The following is a 22,414-nucleotide window of genomic DNA, read 5'->3' as shown; positions in this document are numbered from 1 at the left end:
AGGGAGGGAATCCGTAGATGCAGCGGAGAACTCGGCACAGATGGACTCCGGCGGTCGTCCTCACGGCCGCCTTTGTCATGGCCGCCGGCGCACAGGGCGCGGCGGTCGCCCTGCCGGCCAAGGCTCCGGCCGCCGACCGGGAGTTCGCATCCTCGTTCGAGGCGGGCGATCCGGCGCCGGACTGGCTGAACACCGTCGACACCGGTCCGGACGGCACCGAGCGCGCCTCGGGCGTCGACGGCGGCTACAGCACCGGCATCCCGGGCAACGTGACCGACCATGTCACCGAGGTCCGGGCGAGCGGCGAGAACACCGGGGCGGGCGAGGTGAAGGAGAACCTCGTCGACGGCGAGCCCGGTACCAAGTGGCTGACCTTCGAGCCCACCGGCTGGGCGGAGTTCGACCTGGACAAACCCATCAAACTGGTGACGTACGCCCTCACCTCGGCCAACGACTACGACGACCGCGACCCTAGGGACTGGACCCTGGAGGGCTCCGCCGACGGCAAGGACTGGAAGACCGTCGACACCCGGTCGGGCGAGAGTTTCTCCGAGCGGTTCCAGACGAAGTCGTACGACCTCGCCGAGCCGGCCGAGTACCAGCACTTCCGGCTGGAGGTGACGAAGAACAGCGGCGCCTCGATACTCCAGCTCGCCGACGTGCAGTTCTCCACCGGCGGCGGAGGCGGGCCGGTGCCGCAGGACATGCTGACGCTGGTCGACAAGGGCCCGACCGGCTCCCCCACGGCCAAGGCGCGCGCCGGATTCACCGGGAAGAGGGCGCTGCGCTACGCCGGACGGCACACGGCGGGCGGCCGGGCGTACTCGTACAACAAGGTCTTCGACGTGAACGTGAAGGTCGCCCGCGACACCCGGCTGGCCTACCGCATCTTCCCGTCGATGGCCGACGGCGACCGGGACTACGACGCCACGAACGTCTCGGTCGACCTGGCCTTCACCGACGGCACCTACCTCAGCGACCTGGGCGCGCAGGACCAGCACGGGTTCCCGCTCTCCCCGCGCGGGCAGGGCGCGTCGAAGTCGCTGTACGTCAACCAGTGGAACGACGTCGCCTCCCGCATCGGCACGGTGGCGGCCGGCAGGACGGTCGACCGGATCCTGGTGGCGTACGACTCCCCCGACGGCCCGGCGAAGTTCCGCGGCTGGATCGACGACGTCTCCCTGAAGCCGGCCGCGCCCGAGAGACCCAGGGCGCATCTGTCGGACTACGTGCTGACCACCCGGGGCACCAACTCCAGCGGCAGCTTCTCGCGCGGCAACAACTTCCCGGCGACGGCCCTCCCGCACGGCTTCAACTTCTGGACGCCGGTGACCAACGCGTCCTCGCTGAGCTGGCTGTACGAGTACGCGCGCGCGAACAACGACGACAACCTGCCGACCGTCCAGGCGTTCAGCGCGAGCCATGAACCGAGCCCGTGGATGGGCGACCGGCAGACCTTCCAGCTGATGCCGTCGGCCGCGGCCGGCACACCGGACCCCGGCCGGAAAGCGCGCGAGCTGCCCTTCCGGCACGAGAACGAGACCGCCAGGCCGTACTACTACGGGGTCCGCTTCGAGAACGGTCTCAAGGCGGAGATGGCCCCCACCGACCATGCGGCGGCGCTGCGCTTCACCTACCCCGGCGACGACGCGAGCGTGGTGTTCGACAACGTCACCGAGCAGGCGGGCCTGACCCTGGACAAGACCCACGGGACCGTCACCGGCTACTCGGACGTGAAGTCGGGGCTGTCCACGGGCGCCACCCGGCTGTTCGTGTACGGCGAGTTCGACAAGCCGGTCACCGACGGCGCCTCGAGCGGGGTGAAGGGCTACCTGCGCTTCGACGCGGGCGCGGACCGCACGGTCACCCTGCGCCTGGCGACCTCCCTGATCAGCGTGGACCAGGCGAAGGACAACCTGCGCCAGGAGATCCCGGACGGCACCTCCTTCGACGCGGTGAAGGCGCACGCCCGGCAGGTCTGGGACAAGCTGCTCGGCAAGGTCGAGGTGCAGGGCGCCACCGCGGACCAGCTGACCACCCTGTACTCCAGCATGTACCGGCTGTACCTCTACCCGAACTCCGGTTTCGAGAAGGTCGGCGGGAAGAACCGGTACGCCTCGCCGTTCTCGCCGATGCCGAGCCAGGACACCCCGACGCACACCGGCGCGAAGATCGTCGACGGCAAGGTGTACGTCAACAACGGATTCTGGGACACGTACCGCACCACCTGGCCGGCGTACTCCTTCCTGACACCCTCTCAGGCGGGCGAGATGGTCGACGGCTTCATACAGCAGTACAAGGACGGCGGCTGGACCTCCCGCTGGTCCTCCCCCGGCTACGCCGACCTGATGACCGGCACCTCCTCGGACGTGGCCTTCGCCGACGCCTACGTGAAGGGCGTGAAGATCGACGCGAAGGCGGCGTACGACGCGGCCGTGAAGAACGCGACCGTCGTCCCGCCGACGTCGGGCGTGGGCCGCAAGGGCATGAGCACCTCGCCGTTCCTCGGCTACACCAGCACCGGCACCTCCGAGGGCCTTTCCTGGGCGATGGAAGGGTACGTCAACGACTACGGCATCGCCCGGATGGGCCAGGAGCTGTACCGCAAGACCGGTGAGAAGCGGTACCAGGAGGAGTCGCAGTACTTCCTCAACCGGGCCCAGGACTACGTGAAGCTGTTCGACCCCGAGGCCGGCTTCTTCCAGGGCCGGGACGACCGGGGCGCCTGGCGGGTCGACTCCGCGAAGTACGACCCGCGTGTGTGGGGCTACGACTACACGGAGACGAACGGCTGGGGCTACGCCTTCACCGCCCCGCAGGACAGCCGGGGCCTGGCGAACCTGTACGGCGGCCGGCAGGGGCTCGCGGACAAGCTCGACACGTACTTCGCGACGCCGGAGACTGCCTCCCCGGACTTCGTCGGTTCCTACGGCGGTGTCATCCACGAGATGACCGAGGCCCGGGACGTGCGGATGGGCATGTACGGCCACTCCAACCAGGTCGCGCACCACGTCATCTACATGTACGACGCGGCCGGCCAGCCGTGGAAGACGCAGAGTCATGTGCGCGAGGTGCTGTCCCGCCTGTACACGGGCAGCGAGATAGGGCAGGGCTACCACGGCGACGAGGACAACGGCGAGCAGTCCGGCTGGTACCTCTTCTCCGCGCTCGGCTTCTACCCGCTGGTCATGGGCAGCGGCGAGTACTCCATCGGCTCCCCGCTGTTCAGGCAGGTCACCGTGCACCTGGAGAACGGACGTGACCTGGTCGTCAAGGCTCCCGGGAACAGCGCCAAGAACGTCTACGTCCAGGGCGTGACGTTCAACGGCCGCCCCTGGAAGTCGACTTCGCTGCCCCACTCGCTGCTGTCCAAGGGCGGGGTGCTGCAGTTCTTCATGGGTGCCAAGCCGTCGACGTGGGGCACCGGCAGGAACGCGGCCCCGGTCTCCGTCACCGAGGACGACAAGGTGCCGACGCCCCGCGCGGACGTGCTGAAGGGCGACGGCGCGCTGTTCGACGACACCTCGGCGACGGACGCGACGGTGACCTCGGTGGATCTGCCGGTCGACGGCGCCGTGAAGCCCGTCCAGTACACGCTGACCTCCTCGGCGGACCACACCCGGGCACCGACCGGCTGGACCCTGCAGGGCTCCACGGACGGCACGGCCTGGCGGACCCTGGACCACCGCACCGGTGAGACGTTCCGGTGGGACCGTCAGACCCGCGCCTTCACCGTCGCGGCACCGGGCCGGTACACGAAGTACCGGCTGGTCCTGGACGGCGCGTCGACGCTGGCGGAGGTGGAGCTGCTGGCCTGACGCCACAACGGCGGAGCGGAGACGGCGAAGGGAGAGACGGCGAAGGGGGCGGGCCCGTCCGGGTCCGCCCCCTCCGTGTGCCCGGTCTCAGCCGGTGGCCAGCGTGAACACGTGCAGGTCGGCGTCGTCCGGGAGCCGGACGCTGCCGATGGTCTTCCCGTCCGGCGCGGTGAACGGCTTGGTGGCGAAGACGTACGTCGTCACCGGGTCCTTGTCCGCGCCCGCGACGTTGCGGTACGCCGCCTCGGCGACGACCTCGTTGCCGTACTGGACGGTGCCGCCTCCGCCGCCCACCGTCCAGTCGGTGAAGGACAGGTCGACGGTGCCGGTCGTGCCGTCGGTGTAGGTGACGGTCGCCCGGGCTTGCTGGTTGCCGTTGACCGCGCTGCCGACGAACGACAACCTGGCGGCGGGCTCGGTCAGTTCGATGGTCTGGCCGGCGCCGGAGGCGTCGTCGGGGCGGCCGGCGGGCGAGTCGGGCCAGGTGAAGGTGAGTCCGTCGACCGTGCCCCGCCCGCCCGCGCTGAGACCGGCCGCCGCGAGGGCCTGGCGGGAGTAGCTCCAGCCGCCACCGTCGAAGTCGGCCTCGGAGTGGTCGCCCGCGTCGTCGGAGACGCCGGTGGTGTCGTAGGCCGCGAGCAGGGTTCCCGGGGCGGCGACGGTCAGCGCGACCGGCTGCCGGTAGGACGTGTCGCCCGAGGTCACCGTGACCGTGACGTCGGCGAAGCCCTGGGCGGCGTCCTTCGCGGCCATCAGGGTGATCTCCCGCGCGCCGTCGGTGACCGTGCCCTCGGCGGGCGTGGCCGTGACGCCGGCCGGGGTGTCCACCGCGAAGTGCACCGCGGGTCCGGAGCCGCCGGTCAGCGACACCGCGCGGACACCGATCTTCGTGCTGCCGCCGGGAGCGAGGGTGGCGGCGGTCGGGCCGACACCGATCTGGTACGGCTGCTCGCCCTCCCGGAACGAGGGCGGAGGGCTGTCCGCGCCCCAGGAGCGGTCCGGGGTGGCGGAGAGCCTGTAGTCCAGCCGGCCGCCGTCGCGCACGAAGGACGCGGGCAGCCACGGCCGGTCGCTGGCACGGCCGTCGACCTTCAGGGACCGGACGTAGGGGGCGTCGGCCGCCGCTCCGGGCGCGCGGACGGAGATGTCGTTCCCCTGCGGGCGGTGGATCTCCACGCGCTCGAAGAGCGGCGAGGCGAGCACGAGTTCGGCGCGGGACGGCACCTGTGGATACATGCCGAGGGCGGAGAAGACGTACCAGGACGACATGGCGCCGAGGTCGTCGTTGCCGGGGATGCCACCCGGCTCGGTGGTCCACAGCTGCCGCATCGCCGCGCGGACGGTCTCCTGCGTCCTGTAGGGCGCGCCGGCGTAGTCGTACAGGTAGGGGACGTTGATCGAAGGTTCGTTGTCCAGCTCCGACTTGGTGCCGCCGCTGCCGGTGAAGGCCCAGCCGCCGTCGGCGTCGTGGAAGAAGTCGTCCAGCCGGGCGAGGGCCTTGTCCCGGCCGCCCATCGCGGCGAACAGGCCCGCAGGGTCGTGCGGGACCATCCAGGTGTACTGCGCGGCCGTCCCCTCGACGAAACCGGTGCCGGTGCCGGGGGTGAAGCCGGTGACCCAGCTGCCGTCGGCCCTGCGGTCGGCGATGTATCCGCCAGAGGGATCGGCGGCGATGTCGAAGTTGTTCTGCCACCACTGGGCGCGGCGGGCGAAGGCGGTCGCCGTGTCCTTCTCCCCTGCCGCGCGGGCGAGTCGGGAGAGGGAGAAGTCGGCCGTGGACATCTCCAGGGTCTCGGCCGCGCCGCCCCAGGCGTTGGAGACGCTCGGCATGTAGTGCAGTTTCAGATACTTGTCGAGCGAGGGGCGCTGGCCCGCCGACAGCACCGGTTTCCCGGCCGGGGACAGGTCCTGCGCGGTGGGTACGGTCGCCGCCTTCACGAGGGAGCGGAGGGCACCCTCGAGGTCGAAGTCCGTGCCGCCGAAGGCCCGGATGCCGGCGAGTGCGGTCGCCGAGGGGTCGCCGTTCATGACGTGGGTGCCGCTCGCGCCGTGCAGCCAGCGGTCCCAGACCCCGCCGTTCTGCTGGGCGAGTGTGTACAGCGACTGGGCGATGTCGGAGCCGGTGCGGGGGTCGAGGAGGGTGAGGAGCTGGAGTTGGTCGCGGTAAACGTCCCAGCCGGAGAAGGTGCCGTACTGCGCATGCTGCCGACGGTCGGCGGTGTACGGCCCACTGTCTTCACCATGCCGTCGCGCGGCGGCCGTATGCGGTGGACCGTCCGCGGCACGCCGCGACGCGCCGACCGTGTGCACCCGGCCGTCCGCCCCCCGGTACCTGCCATCGGCATCGCTGATGACGTTCGGGTGCAGCAGCGCGTGGTACAGCGCGGTGTAGAAGGTGGTGCGCTCGGTGTCCGTGCCGCCGCCCACCCGGACCGCGCCGAGACGGTCGCGCCAGGCGCGCCGGGCCGCGGCCCTGACCGCGTCGAAGGAGCGGCCCGGCGGGTTCTCGGCGGTGAGGTTGGCCTCGGCCGCCGCCTCGCTGACGTAGGAGATCCCTACCTTGACGTGCACCGGTCCGGTGCCGGGCGCGAACTCGACGTAGCCGCCCGCGCCCTTGCCCGCGACGGGCCGGCCACCGTGCGTGAAGCCGCCCGTGCCACCGGAGGCCTGGCGGGAGCCGGGGTCGAGCCGGTCGTCCTGCCAGGTGCCGGTCGCCTTGAAGGCGCGGTCGATGTGTGCGGTGAAGTACAGGGTGTAGTAGGCGCGTTGGCCTTCGGGGTCGAGGTAGCCGCAGAAGTCGCCGGAGGTGACGGATCCGGAGATCGTACGGTGCTCAGGGTCGATGGTGACCGTCGAACTCTCCGAGCCCACCTCGGAGTTGGCGGTGCGCACCAGCAGGGAGGCGGGTCTGCCGTCCGGGAAGGTGAAGCGGGCCGAGCCGGTGCGGGTGGTGGCGGTGAGGTCGGCGGTGACTCCGGAGGCGAGGCCCACCCGGTAGTGGCCGGGTTCGGCGGTCTCGTCGGTGTGGCGGAAGTCCGAGGCGTAGACGGCGTCCTTGGTGTCGCTCGCCGGGGAGGAGGTGACCTCGCCGGCGTAGGGGAAGAACGGGATGTCGCCGCTGCCGCCCGCACAGCCGGTGCCGGACATGTGGGTGAGGCTGAAGCCCCGGATGCGGGCGGCGTCGTACTGGTAGCCGCCGGGGGCCGCGGTCCTGGTGGCGTCGCCCCGGGTGTTCTCCGGGCTCCAGGAGAGCATGCCGAAGGGCACGACGGCTCCGGGGAAGACGTCGCCGCCGTTCTTGGTGCCGATCAGCGGATCGACGTACGGGGTGGGATCCTTGACGAGGCCGGGGGGTGCGGCGGTCGCCGCGAGGGCGGGTGTGGCGGTGCCGCAGGTCGCGAGGAGCGCGGCGAGCAGCAGGGACGTGGGTCTGAAACGCATGACGCGGCCCTTCCTCCTTACGGACGGGTCGCGCACCACGGGTCGCACAAGCCGCAGGGACAGTAACGTGCGCCACCGGTACCACGGAAGACCGCGTACGCCTCCGCAAGCTCACGGCCGGGTTCACTCGGCCGGGCTACCCCAAGTGGGTTGACATCGTTGTCCGTTGAGGCGGTAGAGTCATGTACAGACCATAGGACAACGTTGTCGCGCACCTCTGGCGACGCCCAAGCCACCTTTTTCCGTCGCCGTACAGACCATGTCCCCCGGGCAGGTTCCCCACCCCCCTCACCTGCCCGGCTCGCGGACCCGGTGCGCATGGCCACCGGGTCCGCCCAGAGCGCGCCCCGACCCGCCCGACAGAGGGGCATCTCGCCCATGGGAGCGCTCCCATGCCATGTCCCGGTGAAGTCGGCGCCGAGAGCGAGGGGAGAACGTCCGCGCGGCGGTCGGGCGCCGGAAACCTATGCTGGTGAGAAGAGGGTCCTTCCTTGGAGGCGAGGAGGGTGAGCGCAGATGGCACGTCCGGTCGGTATCGATCTCGGTACGACGAACTCGGTGGTCTCGGTTCTCGAGGGCGGCGAGCCCACCGTCATCACGAACACGGAAGGGGCGCGGACCACACCGTCGGTCGTGGCCTTCGCCAAGAACGGGGAAGTGCTGGTCGGTGAGGTCGCCAAGCGGCAGGCCGTGACGAACGTGGAGCGCACGGCACGTTCGGTGAAGCGGCATGTGGGCGATCACGGCTGGCGGTTCCCGGAGCAGGGTGACATCGACGGCAAGCGGTACACGGCGCAGGAGATCTCCGCGCGGGTGCTGCAGAAGCTGAAGCGGGACGCGGAGGCGTATCTGGGCGAGGACGTCACCGATGCCGTGATCACCGTGCCGGCCTACTTCGACGACGCCCAGCGGCAGGCGACGAAGGAGGCCGGGGAGATCGCGGGTCTGCAGGTCCTGCGGATCATCAACGAGCCGACGGCGGCGGCGCTGGCGTACGGCCTGGACAAGGAGAACGACCAGACGGTCCTCGTCTTCGACCTGGGCGGCGGAACGTTCGACGTGTCGCTGCTGGAGATGGGCGAGGGCGTCATCGAGGTGAAGGCCACCAACGGTGACACGCTTCTCGGCGGTGACGACTGGGACCAGCGGATCGTGGACCATCTGGTGACGCAGTTCAGGAACGGCTACGGCGTCGACCTGTCCCGGGACAAGATGGCCGTGCAGCGGCTGCGGGAGGCGGCGGAGCGGGCCAAGATCGAGCTGTCGTCGTCGAGCGAGACCTCGTTGAACCTGCCGTACATCACGGCCTCCGCGGAGGGTCCGCTGCACCTGGACGAGAAGCTGACCCGTGCTCAGTTCGAGCAGCTGACGGCGGATCTTCTGGATCGCTGCAAGGGGCCGTTCCACCAGGCGGTGAAGGACGCCGGGATCAAGGTGTCCGACATCGACCATGTGGTGCTCGTGGGCGGCTCGACGCGGATGCCGGCGGTGACGGAGCTGGTGAAGGAGCTGACCGGCAAGGAGCCGCACAAGGGGGTGAACCCCGACGAGGTGGTGGCGGTCGGTGCCAGCCTGCAGGCGGGCGTGCTGAAGGGCGAGGTCAAGGACGTCCTGCTGCTCGACGTCACCCCGCTGTCCCTGGGCATCGAGACCAAGGGCGGCATCATGACCAAGCTGATCGAGCGGAACACGACCATTCCGACGAAGCGGTCGGAGATCTTCACCACGGCCGAGGACAACCAGCCGTCGGTGCAGATCCAGGTCTTCCAGGGCGAGCGGGAGATCGCCGCGTACAACAAGAAGCTCGGCATGTTCGAGCTGACCGGTCTGCCGCCGGCGCCGCGCGGTGTGCCGCAGATCGAGGTGGCCTTCGACATCGACGCCAACGGGATCATGCACGTCTCGGCGAAGGACCTCGGCACCGGCAGGGAGCAGAAGATGACGGTGACCGGTGGTTCGGCGCTGCCGCGCAACGACATCGACCGGATGGTCCGGGAGGCCGAGCAGCACGCGGAGGAGGACCGGCTGCGCCGGGAGGCCGCGGAGACCCGGAACCGGGCGGAGCAGCTCGTCTACTCCACCGAGAAGCTGATCAGGGACAACCCGGACCGGATCCCGGCGGACGCGAAGTCGGAGACGGAGACGGCGCTGGCGGAACTGAAGGAGCAGCTGAAGTCGGAGGACACGGCGGCGATCCAGCGGGCCACGGACGCTGCGGCGCAGGCCGCCCAGAAGATCGGCACGGCGTTGTACGACCGGGCGCGGGCGGAGCAGCCGGCCTCGGACGCCGCGGAGGGCTCCGGTGCCGGCGCGGGAGCCGGGTCCGGCTCGGGTGCCGCACCCGGCGGGGAGGAGGACGTGGTGGACGCCGAGATCGTCGACGACGACAAGCCGGAGGCGGGCTGATCATGGACGCGACCCGGAGGGACGGCGGGGGCGAGGCCGAGCGGCTGCTGGCGGAGCGCACGGCCGATCTGCAACGGGTGAAGGCGGAGTACGACAACTACCGCAAGCAGGTGCGGCGGGACCGGATGGCGGTGCGGGAGATCGCCGTCGCCAACGTGCTGACGGCGCTGGTGCCGGTGCTGGACGCCGTCGACCGGGCGTGCGCGCACGAGCCGCTGACCCCAGGTCTGAAGGACATCGTGGACACCTTGTGGGCCCAGCTGGGCGCGCTGGGGGTGCAGGGGTTCGGGGAGGAGGGAGACCTGTTCGATCCGGCGTGTCACGAGGCGGCCGTCCACCATGCGTCACAGGCCGCCGAGGGGCTGGTCTGCGCGGAGATTCTGCGTTCGGGGTACCGGGTCGGGGACCGGTTGCTGCGCCCCGCGTTCGTGGCGGTCACCGGACCGGTGTGACATGGAACATACGTCCAGCTCGTGGACCTACCGTAGCCACCCGGGAAACGCCGGTGCTACAAAGACCGCATGTCGGCAGTAATCGCCCGATTCAGGCGCCTGTCCTGGCGCTCTGTGATCGGCAGGAGCCCACGGAGCGTCGCCGGGCAGGTGTTCGTCCTGCAGGTGGCTCTGGTGGTGGTGCTCGTGCTGTGCGGCGTCCTGGCTCTGGTCCTGCAGTCGGAGCGGGACACCAGTGCGGAGGCCCGGCGCAGGTCCATCGCCGTCGCCCAGACCTTCGCGCACTCCCCCGGCGTCCAGCAGGCGATGAAGTCCCCCGATCCGTCGAAGATCCTCCAGCCGCTCACCGAGGCGGGCCGCAAGGCCGCGGGGGTCGACTTCATCGTGGTCATGGACACCAAGGGCATCCGCTACACCCACCCGATCCCGAGCAAGATCGGCAAGCGGTTCGTGGGTCAGATCGCTCCCTCGCTGGCCGGGAAGGTCTACACCGAGAGCGTGCACGGCCCGCTCGGCCACGAGGTGCAGGCGACCGTGCCGGTGGACGACCACGGCAAGGTGATCGGGCTGGTCTCCGCGGGGCTGAAGGTCAAGAACGTCACCAGCGAGGTGGACCGGCAGCTGCCGATCATCCTGACCGCCGGGGCCGCGGCGCTCGTGGTGTCGACCGGGGGCACGGCGCTGGTGGGCAGACGGCTGCGGCGGCAGACCCACAGCCTGGCCGCGGACGAGATGACCCGGATGTACGAGCACCACGACACGGTGCTGCACTCGGTGCGGGAAGGGGTGCTCATCGTCGGTGCCGACGGGCGGCTGCTGCTGGTCAACGACGAGGCCAGGCGGCTGCTGGAGCTGCCGGCCACGGCGGAGGGGCGGCATGTGTCGGAGCTGCCGGGCCTGGAGGCGGACGTGGTGGAGCTGCTGTCCTCCGGGCGTGAGGTCACCGACGAGGTGCTGTTCGCCGGGGAGCGGCTGCTGGCGGTCAACCAGCGGCCCACGGACCGGGCGGGATGTTCCGGGGGCACGGTGGTGACCCTCCGCGACTCCACCGAGCTGCAGGCGGTGTCCGGCCGGGCGGAGGTCGCCCGGGAACGGCTCAAGCTGTTGTACGACGCGGGGCTCGAGGTGGGCACCACCCTGGACGTGGCGCGCACGGCGGACGAGCTGGCGCGGGTCGCGGTGCCGCGTTTCGCCGACTTCGTCACCGTGGACCTGGCCGACGCGGTGCTGCAGGGGGAAGAGCCCGGGAACTCCTCGACGGACCTGCGGCGTATCGCCGTACACGGGGTACGGGACGATCATCCGCTGTACGAGAAGGACCGGCTGATCCACTTCCTGCCGTCCACGCCCCAGGCCCGCGGCTACGGCAGCGGTCACTCGGAGCTGGTGACCGACCTGTCCGGCGCGCCGGGCTGGCGGGCGCAGGATCCGCAGCGCACCCGCGACATCCTGCGGTACGGCATCCAGTCGCTCATCGTCGCGCCGATCCGGGCCCGGGGTGTCGTACTGGGGATGGCGAACTTCTACCGGGCCAAGCGGGACCCCTTCGACGAGGAGGACCTGTCGTTGGCGGAGGAGCTGGTGGCCCGCGCGGCGGTCAGCATCGACAACGCCCGCCGGTACACCCGTGAGCACGCCGTGGCGGTCACCCTGCAGCGCAGTCTGCTGCCGCGGGCCCTGCCCGAGCAGAGCGCCCTCGACGTCGGGTACCGCTACATTCCCGCGCAGTCGGGGGTGAGCGGGGACTGGTTCGACGTGATCCCGCTGCCGGGGAGCCGGGTGGCGCTGGTCGTCGGTGACGTGGTCGGTCACGGTCTGCACGCCGCCGCCACGATGGGACGGCTGCGCACCGCGGTGCACAACTTCTCCACGCTCGACCTGCCGCCCGACGAGCTGCTGAGTCACCTGGACGACCTGGTCGGCCGCATCGACCAGGACGAGACGTCCGCGGGGACGGCGGCGGAGATAGCCGGTGCCACCTGCCTGTACGCGATCTACGATCCGGTGACGCGGCGCTGCACCATGGCGCGGGCGGGGCACCTGGCGCCGGCACTGGTGGGTCCGGACGGAAGTGTCACGTTCGCCGATCTGCCGGCCGGGCCGCCCCTCGGCATCGGCGGCATGCCGTTCCAGACGGCGGAGCTGGAGCTCGCCGAGGGCACCCAGCTGGTGCTGTACACCGACGGCCTGATCGAGGACCGCAACCGCGACCTGGACGTCGGCATGGAGCTGCTGCGCCAGTCGCTGGCGGGCCACCCCGAACGGTCGCCGGACGAGAGCTGCCGGGCGGTGCTGGAGGAGCTGCTGCCGGGGCGGCCCAAGGACGATGTCGCGCTGCTCGTGGCGCGTACCCGGGCGCTGGCGTCCGACCGGGTCGCCGAGTGGGACGTGCCACGGGATCCGGCCGCCGTGTCGGGGATGCGGCTCGCCGTGTCCGAGAAGATGGACGAGTGGGGTCTGACGGAGCTGGGCTTCGGCACGGAGCTGGTCCTGAGCGAGCTGATCACCAATGCGATCCGCTACGGCTCCGATCCGATCCGGCTGCGCCTGATCCGTGACCGTGCGCTGATCTGCGAGGTCGCCGACGGCAGCAGCACCTCGCCGCATCTGCGGTACGCCGCGACGACCGACGAGGGCGGCCGGGGCTTGTTCCTGGTGTCGCAGGTCACGGAGCGCTGGGGGGTGCGGTACAACCCGCAGGGAAAGGTGATCTGGGCGGAGCAGCCGCTGCCGTAGGGCGCGGTCAGCAGGGGCTGTGCAGCGGCCGGGACGCGGGGTGCCGGGGCCAGGGGCCCGTCCGGGGGCGACGGTTCGGCGACGGGCGGTTCCGGGGGGAGGCCGGGGCGGCGGGGCCCAGGACGGCGAAGGGCCGCACCCCCGCTGCCGGGGATGCGGCCCTGTACGGCCGTGCCGCGGTGTTTACTTGCGGATCAGGCTGCGCAGCACGTACTGCATGATGCCGCCGTTGCGGTAGTAGTCGGCCTCACCGGGGGTGTCGATGCGGACGACCGCGTCGAACTCGACACCGGTGTCGGTGGTGACCTTGACCGTGCGCGGGGTGGTGCCGTTGTTGAGCTCCACGACGCCGGTGATGGAGAAGGTCTCCTCGCCGGTCAGGCCGAGGGACTCGGCGGTGGCACCCTCCGGGAACTGCAGCGGCAGGACGCCCATGCCGATGAGGTTCGAACGGTGGATGCGCTCGTAGGACTCGGCGATGACGGCCTTGACGCCGAGCAGCGCGGTGCCCTTGGCCGCCCAGTCGCGGGACGAGCCGGAGCCGTACTCCTTGCCGGCCAGGACGACCAGCGGGATGCCGGCGGCCTGGTAGTTCTGCGAGGCGTCGTAGATGAAGGAGACCGGGCCGCCGTCCTGCGTGAAGTCGCGGGTGTAGCCGCCCTCGGTGCCCGGCGCGATCTGGTTGCGCAGGCGGATGTTGGCGAACGTACCGCGGATCATGACCTCGTGGTTGCCGCGGCGCGAGCCGTAGCTGTTGAAGTCACGACGCTCCACACCGTGCTCGGTGAGGTACTGGCCGGCCGGGGTGTCGGCCTTGATGGCACCGGCCGGGGAGATGTGGTCGGTGGTGACCGAGTCGCCCAGCTTGGCGAGGACACGGGCGCCGGAGATGTCCGAGACCGGGGTGGTGTCCATCGTCATGCCCTCGAAGTACGGGGGCTTGCGGACGTAGGTGGACTGCGGGTCCCACTCGAAGGTGTTGCCGGTCGGGATCGGCAGCGCCTGCCACTGGGCGTCGCCCGCGAAGACGTCGCTGTAGGACTTGGCGAACATGTCCTCGCCGATGGCGCTCGCGACGACCTCGTTGACCTCGGCCTCGGAGGGCCAGATGTCCTTCAGGAAGACCGGGTTGCCGTCCTGGTCGGTGCCGAGGGCGTCCCGGGTGATGTCCACCTTCATGGAGCCCGCGAGGGCGTACGCGACGACCAGCGGCGGCGACGCCAGGTAGTTCATCTTGACGTCGGGGTTGATGCGGCCCTCGAAGTTCCGGTTGCCGGAGAGGACCGAGGTGACGGCGAGGTCGTGGTCGTTGACGGCCTTGGAGACCTCCTCCGGCAGCGGGCCGGAGTTGCCGATGCAGGTGGTGCAGCCGTAGCCGACGAGGTTGAAGCCGACCTTGTCGAGGTACGGGGTCAGGCCCGCCTTCTCGAAGTAGTCGGTGACGACCTTGGAACCCGGGGCGAGGGTGGTCTTGACCCACGGCTTGCGGGTCAGGCCCTTCTCGACCGCCTTCTTGGCCACCAGCGCGGCGGCGACCATGACGTACGGGTTGGAGGTGTTGGTGCAGGAGGTGATGGCCGCGACCGTCACCGCACCGTGGTCCAGCTCGTAGGTGGTGCCGTCGGGGGCGGTCACCCGGACCGGGTTGGACGGTACGGCACCGGTGCCCTCGCCGTGCTGCGGGGCGCCCGCACCGTTCTCCTGGTGGCCGTAGGCCGGGGCGTCGGAGGCCGGGAAGGACTCGTCGCTGGCCTCGTCGACCGGGGAGGCGGCCGTGCTCTGCGGCGTGGCGGGCACCTCGACGTAGTTGAGGACGTCCTTGGCGAACTGCCGGGCGGCCTCGGCGAGGACGATGCGGTCCTGCGGGCGCTTCGGGCCGGCGATGGACGGGACGACCGTGGACAGGTCCAGCTCGAGCTTCTCGGAGAAGTCCGGCTCGGCCTGCGGGTCCAGCCAGAGGCCCTGCTGCTTGGCGTAGGCCTCGACGAGCGCGACCTGCTGCTCGGAGCGGCCGGTCAGACGGAGGTACTTCAGGGTCTCGTCGTCGATCGGGAAGATCGCGGCGGTGGAGCCGAACTCCGGCGACATGTTGCCGATGGTGGCGCGGTTGGCGAGCGAGGTGGCGGCGACGCCCTCGCCGTAGAACTCGACGAACTTGCCGACCACACCGTGCTTGCGCAGCATCTCGGTGATGGTGAGCACGAGGTCGGTGGCGGTGGTGCCGGCGGGCAGCTCGCCGGTCAGCTTGAAGCCGACGACGCGCGGGATGAGCATGGAGACCGGCTGGCCGAGCATGGCGGCCTCGGCCTCGATGCCGCCGACGCCCCAGCCGAGGACGCCGAGGCCGTTGACCATGGTGGTGTGCGAGTCGGTGCCGACCAGGGTGTCCGGGTAGGCCTTGCCGTCGCGGACCATGACGACGCGGGCCAGGTGCTCGATGTTCACCTGGTGGACGATGCCGGTGCCGGGCGGGACGACCTTGAACTCGTCGAAGGCGGTCTGGCCCCAGCGCAGGAACTGGTAGCGCTCCTTGTTGCGGCCGTACTCCAGCTCGACGTTCTGCTTGAAGGCGTCGTTGGTGCCGAACTTGTCGGCGATGACGGAGTGGTCGATGACCAGCTCGGCCGGGGCCAGCGGGTTGATCTTGGCGGGGTCGCCGCCGAGCTCCTTCACGGCCTCACGCATGGTCGCGAGGTCCACGACACAGGGCACGCCGGTGAAGTCCTGCATGATCACGCGGGCCGGCGTGAACTGGATCTCCTGGCTGGGCTGGGCCTGGGAGTCCCAGCCGCCGAGGGCGCGGATGTGGTCGGCGGTGATGTTCGCGCCGTCCTCCGTGCGGAGCAGGTTCTCCAGCAGGACCTTGAGGCTGTACGGCAGGCGGGCCGAGCCCTCCACCTTGTCCAGCCGGAAGATCTCGTACGACTCGTCGCCCACCTGCAGCGTGCTGCGGGCGTCGAAGCTGTTCGCCGACACGACAGTCTCCTTCATTGATGTGCGCGTACCACCGTCAATCGTGCCGCCACGCCGGTCTGGCCGATCCGCTGAGGTAAGGCTAAGTTAGGCAACCCTTAGTGGGTGGCGGCTGCGGTGCACCTGGCAGATATCTCGATGTCGAGATAACACTAGTACATGGCCGCTGGATGGTCATGCCCGGACCGGCCGGGGCACGCCGGTCGTCGGTGGCATGCCTCACACGACCCCCTGCGAGGATCGGCGCATGCGTCGCGACACCGCACTGATCGGACACTGGGACAGCGCCCCCTTCGACCACGGCGTCATGGAGTCCTCGATGCTGGAGTTCCGCGGCGACGGACGGGGCGGCGGGACGGTGGCGAACGCGCTCGGCGAGGACGTCACGAGGTTCTCGTGGCACTGCCCCGAGCCCGGGGTGCTCGAGGTCCGCGACGACCACGGCACCGTCGAGCGGGTCCGCTACACCGTCACCCGCGCCACGCCGACGCACGCCGCGGACCCGGTCCCCGCGGTTCGCTTCGAGCCGCCCCTGTTCTTCGCCCGGGAGTACGCGAGGAGTTCGGTGGTTTCCCCGTGATTGCAGCGGAAACCCGGACAGGAGACAGGTATCGGACGAAACACCCTCACCATCGCACAGGTCCCGCGATTCCGCAGGTCACTGACGCCGCGTCACCCGGATGGACCCCCCAACGAGCACCATCTCATATCTGAGATAACCTCAACCTCATGGCAGACGACTACCTCGTACGCATCGGCAAGCTCATCCGTGACGCCCGGCAACACCGAGGCTGGACACAGACGCAGCTCGCGGAGGCGCTCGGCACCAGTCAGAGCGCGGTCAACCGCATCGAGCGCGGGAACCAGAACATCAGCCTTGAGATGATCGCCCGGATCGGTGAGGCCCTGGACAGCGAGATCGTCTCGCTCGGCTACGCGGGCCCGATGCATCTGCGCGTCGTCGGCGGTCGCCGTCTGTCCGGCGCCATCGACGTGAAGACCAGCAAGAACGCCTGCGTGGCCCTGCTGTGCGCCTCGCTGCTCAACAAGGGGCGCACGGTGCTGCGCCGGGTGGCGCGCATCGAGGAGGTGTACCGCCTGCTGGAGGTGCTCAACTCCATCGGCGTGCGCACCCGCTGGATCAACGACGGCGTCGACCTGGAGCTGGTGCCGCCGGCCGAGCTGGAGATGGCGGCCATCGACGCGGAGGCGGCCGTCCGCACCCGTTCGATCATCATGTTCCTCGGTCCGCTGCTGCACCGCATGGACCACTTCAAGCTGCCGTACGCCGGCGGCTGCGACCTCGGCACGCGGACCATCGAACCGCACATGATCGCGCTGCGCCGGTTCGGCCTGGACATCGCGGCCACCGAGGGCCAGTACCACGCACAGGTCGACCGCGCGGTCCGCCCCGACCGTCCGATCGTGCTGACCGAGCGCGGCGACACCGTGACCGAGAACGCGCTGCTGGCCGCCGCCCGCCACGACGGCGTGACGGTCATCCGCAACGCCTCCTCCAACTACATGGTCCAGGACCTGTGCTTCTTCCTGGAGGCGCTCGGCGTCAAGGTCGAGGGCATCGGAACCACCACGCTCACCGTGCACGGCGTGCCGAACATCGACGTCGACGTGGACTACTCCCCCTCCGAGGACCCGGTCGAGGCGATGAGCCTGCTGGCCGCCGCGGTCGTCACGGAGTCGGAGCTGACGGTCCGCCGCGTCCCCATCGAGTTCCTGGAGATCGAGCTGGCGGTCCTGGAGGAGATGGGCCTCGACCACGACCGCAGCCCCGAGTACTTCGCGGACAACGGCCGTACCCGTCTGGTCGACCTCACGGTCCGCCCCTCCAAGCTGGAGGCGCCGATCGACAAGATCCACCCCATGCCCTTCCCGGGCCTGAACATCGACAACGTCCCGTTCTTCGCGGCCATCGCGGCCACCGCGCAGGGCCAGACCCTCATCCACGACTGGGTCTACGACAACCGCGCCATCTACCTCACCGACCTCAACCGCCTCGGCGGCCGGCTCCAGCTCCTCGACCCGCACCGGGTTCTGGTCGAGGGCCCGACCCGCTGGCGCGCGGCCGAGATGATGTGCCCGCCGGCGCTGCGCCCCGCGGTGGTCGTGCTGCTGGCGATGATGGCGGCCGAGGGCACGTCGGTGCTGCGCAACGTGTACGTCATCAACCGGGGTTACGAGGACCTCGCCGAGCGCCTGAACTCGATCGGGGCGCAGATCGAGATCTTCCGGGACATCTGAGAGCCCGCCCTTCACGCTGCCGCCGCACCCCGTCGGACCTGTACGGATGGGTCTCGACGGGGCGCGGGGGCACCTGCGGACGCCACTCGTGGCAGCGGCTCGTACATGTCGCCTCGGTACCGGCAACTGGCCATATGTGCTACTCCTCGGTCATGTGTCGCGCCGTCAATCCCGCGCGGATCACGGCTACTTGACGCTCACCCCGCCGGCATCCGGCCCCGGAGCGGGGCCGGATGCCGGCGATGGCAGGCGCCGACCGCCCGCTGCGCATGCTCCGGGTGTACTCGTCAGGACACGTGACCCGGACCCGGAGCTGCCGGGGGCAGCAGGCCCGCCGCCCAGTGCTCGACCGCCTTGGCCGTCGTGGCCGCGTGGTCCTCCAGCATCGTGAAGTGATCGCCGGTGACCTCCACGGTCTCGTGCGCGAGCGGCCAGGCCGCGATGCGCTCCCCGGTGTCCCCGTAGGGCGCGGCGGCGAGGACCAGCAGGGTCGGTGCCGTGACCGGGGCGGGGGTCCAGGGCCGGAAGAGGGCCGAGTAGGCGCCCATCGCGGTCAGCCGGTGGTCGTCGAGGGTGACGAGCCGGCTGTCGCGTTCCAGCATGCCGCGGACCATCACCGCGTGACCGCGGGGATCGCCGCCGTTCGCCGGGGTGTCGAGGAGCGCGACGCCGACGGGTGCCGTGCCGGCGCGTTCCAGGGCGGCTGCCACCGCGTGTGCCACCCAGCCGCCCGCCGAGCGTCCGACGAGCAGGACGGGCGCGCCGTCCGCCGCCTCCAGGACGGCCCCGGCGTGGAGTTCGGCGAGTGCCTCGACGCTCGCCGGGAGCGGTTGTCCGGGGCGGAAGCCGGGGTGCGGCAGCGCGCCGACCCGCCAGGCGTCGGTGAGACCCGTGGCGAAACGGGCGTACTCGTGGACGCCGGAGACGGCGCTGAACGAGGGCAGGCACAGCGCCACGGGCCGTCCGTCGCCGGGCCCGAACCAGACCGGCGCCGGCGGGGTGCCCGCCTCGGCCGGCACGGCGAACGTGTCCTTCAGCCGCGCGGCGGACTCCAGCAGAGCGGCGCCCTCGTCGAGCCGTCCGGTGCCGGCGGCCTCCCGGTACAGCCGCGTCAGCAAGCCCTCGGCCGCGCCGTCGTCCGTCCCGGCCGGTCCGCCCTCCGGGGCGGCGCCCGTGGTGCCGGTGTCGGGCAGCCGCTCGTCGAGGTGCGCCGCGATCGCCTCCGGGTGCCCATGGTCGAACGCGAGCGTGCCCGGCAGACGGAGACCGAGCGCGCGTCCCAGCCGGGTGCTCAGCTCGATCGCGGTGAGCGAGTCGAAGCCCAGCTCCTGCAGCGAGCGGTCCGCCTCGATCGCGTCGCCGTCTTCGTGCCCGAGCGTCTGTGCGACCGCGTCCCGCACGAGGTCGAGCAACGCCGACCGCCGCTCGGCCCCGGCCGGCCCGAGGACGAGGGGACGGGCGGAGGCGGGGCCGACGGTGTCGGCGAGCGGGGATTCGCCGGCCGCGGGCGATGCGGCGAGAGCGGCGGGGTCGGTGGGCGTCTCCGTACCGCCCCGGGCCTGGCCGGCCGCGGTGCCCTGTCCCGCCGGCACGCTGCGTCCGGCCCGGTCCTGAAGCCAGTAGTGCCCGTACCGGAAGGGGTAGGCGGGCAGGTCGGCCAGGGTGGCGTGCGGGTGGGCGAGGCGGGTCCAGTCGACCGTGCCGCCGTCGACGTGCAACTGGGCCAGTGCCGTGAGGAAGGACTCGGCCTCGGGGCGGCCGGCGCGGAGCGCGGCGGCGAACACCCGCTCCTCGGCGTCGGGCACCACCTTGCGGGCCAGCGCGGTCAGCACCCCGCCGGGGCCCGCCTCCAGCCAGCGCACGACGCCCGCGGCCCGGGCCCGTTCGACGGCGTCCGCGAACCGCACCGGACGGCTGACGTGGCTCACCCAGTACTCGGGGTCGACGACGTCCTCGGGCAGCCCGGCCAGCGTCGGCGGCCGCAGCTCCAGACCCGCCACGACCTCGCGGAACCCGGCCAGCACGGGGTCCATCAGCGGGGAGTGGAAGGCGTGACTGACCTTCAGGCGCGAGGTCCGGACCCCTGCGGCGCGCCACCGCTCCACCAGCTCCGTCACCTCGTCCGTCGCGCCGGACAGCACCACCGAGGACGGCCCGTTGACGGCGGCCAGGGCGACCCGGTCCGTCCGGCCGGCCAGCGCCGCCACCGCCTCCGCCTCGGGGACCTCGACCGCGGCCATGGCGCCGCCCGGCGGCAGCGCGTCCATCAGCCGGCCCCGGGCCTCCACCAGCCGGCAGGCGTCGGCCAGGGACAGCACGCCCGCCACATGGGCGGCGGCCACCTCCCCCACCGAGTGGCCGACCACGGCCCGGACGTCCACACCGAGGCGGCGCACCAGCCGGAACAGCGACACCTCGACCGCGAACAGGGCGGGCTGCGCGTAGCGGGTCCGGTCGAGGCGGCCGTCCTGCGCTCCGGCCGCGAGGACCACCTCCTTCAGCGGTAGCCCGGTCAGCTCGGCGACCGCGTCGAAGGACTCGGCGAACTCGGGGAACGTCTCGTACAACTCCCGTCCCATACCCGATCGTTGACTGCCCTGCCCGGGGAACAGCACGGCGGTTCCGCCGGGTACGGCGACCCCGCTGACCGAGGTGCCGGTCGTGCCGCCCGCCAGCAGCACCGCCCGGTGCCGGAACAGGGCCCGGCGGGCCAGGGTGTGACTCACGTCGGCCGGGTCGGCCGGGGTGTCGCGCAGGTGCGCCCGCAGCCGGGTGATGCCCTGCCGCAGGGCGCGGTCGTCCCGGGCGGAGAGCGGCCAGGGGACGACCGGGAGGGCGGCGGCGGTGACGCCCGTGCCACCGTCGGGCGCCGCCGGGGAAGCAGGGTCGGGCGCGGGGCCGGACCGGGGGTCGGACACGGCGTCGGGCGCGGCCTCCAGGATCACATGGGCGTTCGTGCCGCTGATGCCGAACGACGACACCGCGGCGCGGCGCGGCCGGCCGGTGTCGGGCCACGGGAGCGCCCGGGTGAGCAGCTCGACGGCGCCCGCGGTCCAGTCGACGTGGGGGGTGGGGTCGTCGGCGTGCAGGGTGCGCGGCAGGAGACCGTGCCGCATCGCCTCGACCATCTTGATGATGCCGCCCACACCGGCGGCGGCCTGCGTGTGGCCCATGTTCGACTTCAGGGAGCCGAGGTGCAGCGGCCGTCCCGGGTCGCGTTCGCTGCCGTACGTGGCGAGCAGGGCCTGGGCCTCGATGGGGTCGCCGAGCCGGGTACCGGTGCCGTGGCCCTCCACGACGTCGACGTCCCGGGCGGACAGGCCGGCGTTGGCGAGGGCCTTGCGGATGACGCGCTGCTGCGAGGGCCCGTTGGGCGCCGACAGGCCGTTGGAGGCGCCGTCCTGGTTGACCGCCGAGCCGCGCAGCAGCGCGAGCACCCGGTGGCCGTGCCGGCGGGCGTCGGAGAGCCGCTCCACGAGCAGCATGCCGACGCCCTCGCCCCAGCCGGTGCCGTCGGCGCCCGCGCCGAACGCCCTGCACCGCCCGTCGGGCGACAGACCCCGCTGGCGGCTGAACGACAGGAAGGCGCGGGGTGTCGCCATCACCGTCACCCCGCCGGCCAGGGCCAGCGCGCACTCCCCGGACCGCAGCGCCTGCGCGGCCTGGTGCAGGGCGACCAGGGAGGAGGAGCAGGCGGTGTCCACGGTGACCGCCGGGCCCTCGAAGCCGAGCGTGTACGCGATCCTGCCGGACGCCACGCCACCGGACAGCCCGGTGACGAGGTACGGCTCGAGGGCGTCGGGCACCTGGAGGGTGGCGTAGTCGTGGTGGACCACGCCCGTGAACACGCCGGTGTCGCTGCCGCGCAGGGCGGTCGGGTCGATCCCGGCGTGCTCGAACGCCTCCCAGGCGGTCTCCAGCAGCAGCCGCTGCTGCGGGTCCATCGCCAGGGCCTCGCGGGGGGAGACGCCGAAGAACTCCGCGTCGAACAGCGCCGCGTCGTCGAGGAATCCGCCCTCGCGGGCGTAGCAGGTGCCGGGCCGGTCGGGGTCGGGATCGTAGATGCCCTCGACGTCCCAGCCGCGGTCGGCCGGGAAGGCGGTGATGACGTCGCGCTCCTCCACGACCAGGCGCCACAGGTCCCGCGGGGTGCGCACGCCGCCCGGGAAGCGGCACGCCATCCCGACGACGGCGATGGGTTCACGGCTCGCCGACTCGGCCCGGCGCAGCTGCCGGCGGGTGTCGTGCAGCTCGGCGGTGACCTTCTTCAGGTAGTCGACCAGCTTCTGCTCGGTGCCCGTCACGTCACGGTCCTGCCTTTCCAGCGCG

At 71.4% G+C, this 22,414-nt stretch carries 9 protein-coding genes; 6 read left to right on the top strand and 3 right to left on the bottom strand.

What is annotated here, in order from left to right:
- Positions 1 to 17 precede the first annotated feature (17 nt).
- The gene (locus ACIHEJ_RS08160) at positions 18 to 3,818 is read left to right on the top strand and encodes a GH92 family glycosyl hydrolase (RefSeq protein WP_400133129.1); all 3,801 of its coding nucleotides are present in this window, start codon (positions 18 to 20) and stop codon (positions 3,816 to 3,818) included.
- An 87-nt stretch (positions 3,819 to 3,905) separates the two neighbouring features.
- Here ACIHEJ_RS08160 and ACIHEJ_RS08155 read toward each other — a convergent pair whose 3' ends face one another.
- The gene (locus ACIHEJ_RS08155; protein ID WP_400133127.1) at positions 3,906 to 7,259 is read right to left on the bottom strand and encodes a GH92 family glycosyl hydrolase; all 3,354 of its coding nucleotides are present in this window, start codon (positions 7,257 to 7,259) and stop codon (positions 3,906 to 3,908) included.
- A gap of 516 nt (positions 7,260 to 7,775) precedes the next feature.
- Between ACIHEJ_RS08155 and dnaK the strand changes: the two genes are divergently transcribed.
- The 3 genes from dnaK (at position 7,776) to ACIHEJ_RS08140 (ending at position 12,853) form a co-directional block, all read left to right on the top strand.
- Positions 7,776 to 9,665: a molecular chaperone DnaK gene (dnaK, locus tag ACIHEJ_RS08150; protein ID WP_400133125.1), complete on the top strand. Its 1,890-nt coding sequence runs from the start codon at positions 7,776 to 7,778 to the stop codon at positions 9,663 to 9,665.
- Positions 9,666 to 9,667: 2 nt separating this feature from the next.
- Positions 9,668 to 10,117: a nucleotide exchange factor GrpE gene (gene grpE, locus ACIHEJ_RS08145; protein ID WP_400133123.1), complete on the top strand. Its 450-nt coding sequence runs from the start codon at positions 9,668 to 9,670 to the stop codon at positions 10,115 to 10,117.
- 69 nt (positions 10,118 to 10,186) lie between these two features.
- Positions 10,187 to 12,853: a SpoIIE family protein phosphatase gene (locus ACIHEJ_RS08140; RefSeq protein ID WP_400133121.1), complete on the top strand. Its 2,667-nt coding sequence runs from the start codon at positions 10,187 to 10,189 to the stop codon at positions 12,851 to 12,853.
- A 183-nt stretch (positions 12,854 to 13,036) separates the two neighbouring features.
- Here the strand turns inward: ACIHEJ_RS08140 and ACIHEJ_RS08135 are convergent, their stop codons facing one another.
- A complete protein-coding gene (locus ACIHEJ_RS08135; RefSeq protein ID WP_400133120.1) occupies positions 13,037 to 15,829 on the bottom strand; it encodes an aconitate hydratase in 2,793 nt (930 codons plus the stop codon).
- Between the two features lie 244 nt (positions 15,830 to 16,073).
- Here ACIHEJ_RS08135 and ACIHEJ_RS08130 point away from each other — a divergent pair, with 244 nt between their 5' ends.
- Both ACIHEJ_RS08130 and ACIHEJ_RS08125 read left to right on the top strand, forming a co-directional pair.
- Positions 16,074 to 16,406 (top strand): hypothetical protein, encoded by a 333-nt coding sequence (locus ACIHEJ_RS08130; RefSeq protein ID WP_400133118.1) that lies wholly within the window; start codon positions 16,074 to 16,076, stop codon positions 16,404 to 16,406.
- Positions 16,407 to 16,555: 149 nt separating this feature from the next.
- The gene (locus ACIHEJ_RS08125; protein ID WP_400133116.1) at positions 16,556 to 18,085 is read left to right on the top strand and encodes a helix-turn-helix domain-containing protein; all 1,530 of its coding nucleotides are present in this window, start codon (positions 16,556 to 16,558) and stop codon (positions 18,083 to 18,085) included.
- Between the two features lie 287 nt (positions 18,086 to 18,372).
- Here ACIHEJ_RS08125 and ACIHEJ_RS08120 read toward each other — a convergent pair whose 3' ends face one another.
- Positions 18,373 to 22,389 carry a type I polyketide synthase gene (locus ACIHEJ_RS08120; protein WP_400133115.1) on the bottom strand — a complete coding sequence of 1,339 codons (4,017 nt, stop codon included), beginning with the start codon at positions 22,387 to 22,389 and terminating at the stop codon, positions 18,373 to 18,375.
- Positions 22,390 to 22,414: the final 25 nt, after the last annotated feature.

Origin of the sequence: Streptomyces sp. NPDC052301 (genome assembly GCF_044593395.1) — a bacterium.
In the GTDB taxonomy this organism is placed as follows: domain Bacteria; phylum Actinomycetota; class Actinomycetes; order Streptomycetales; family Streptomycetaceae; genus Streptomyces.
This window is presented reverse-complemented; position numbering and strand designations above follow the sequence as displayed.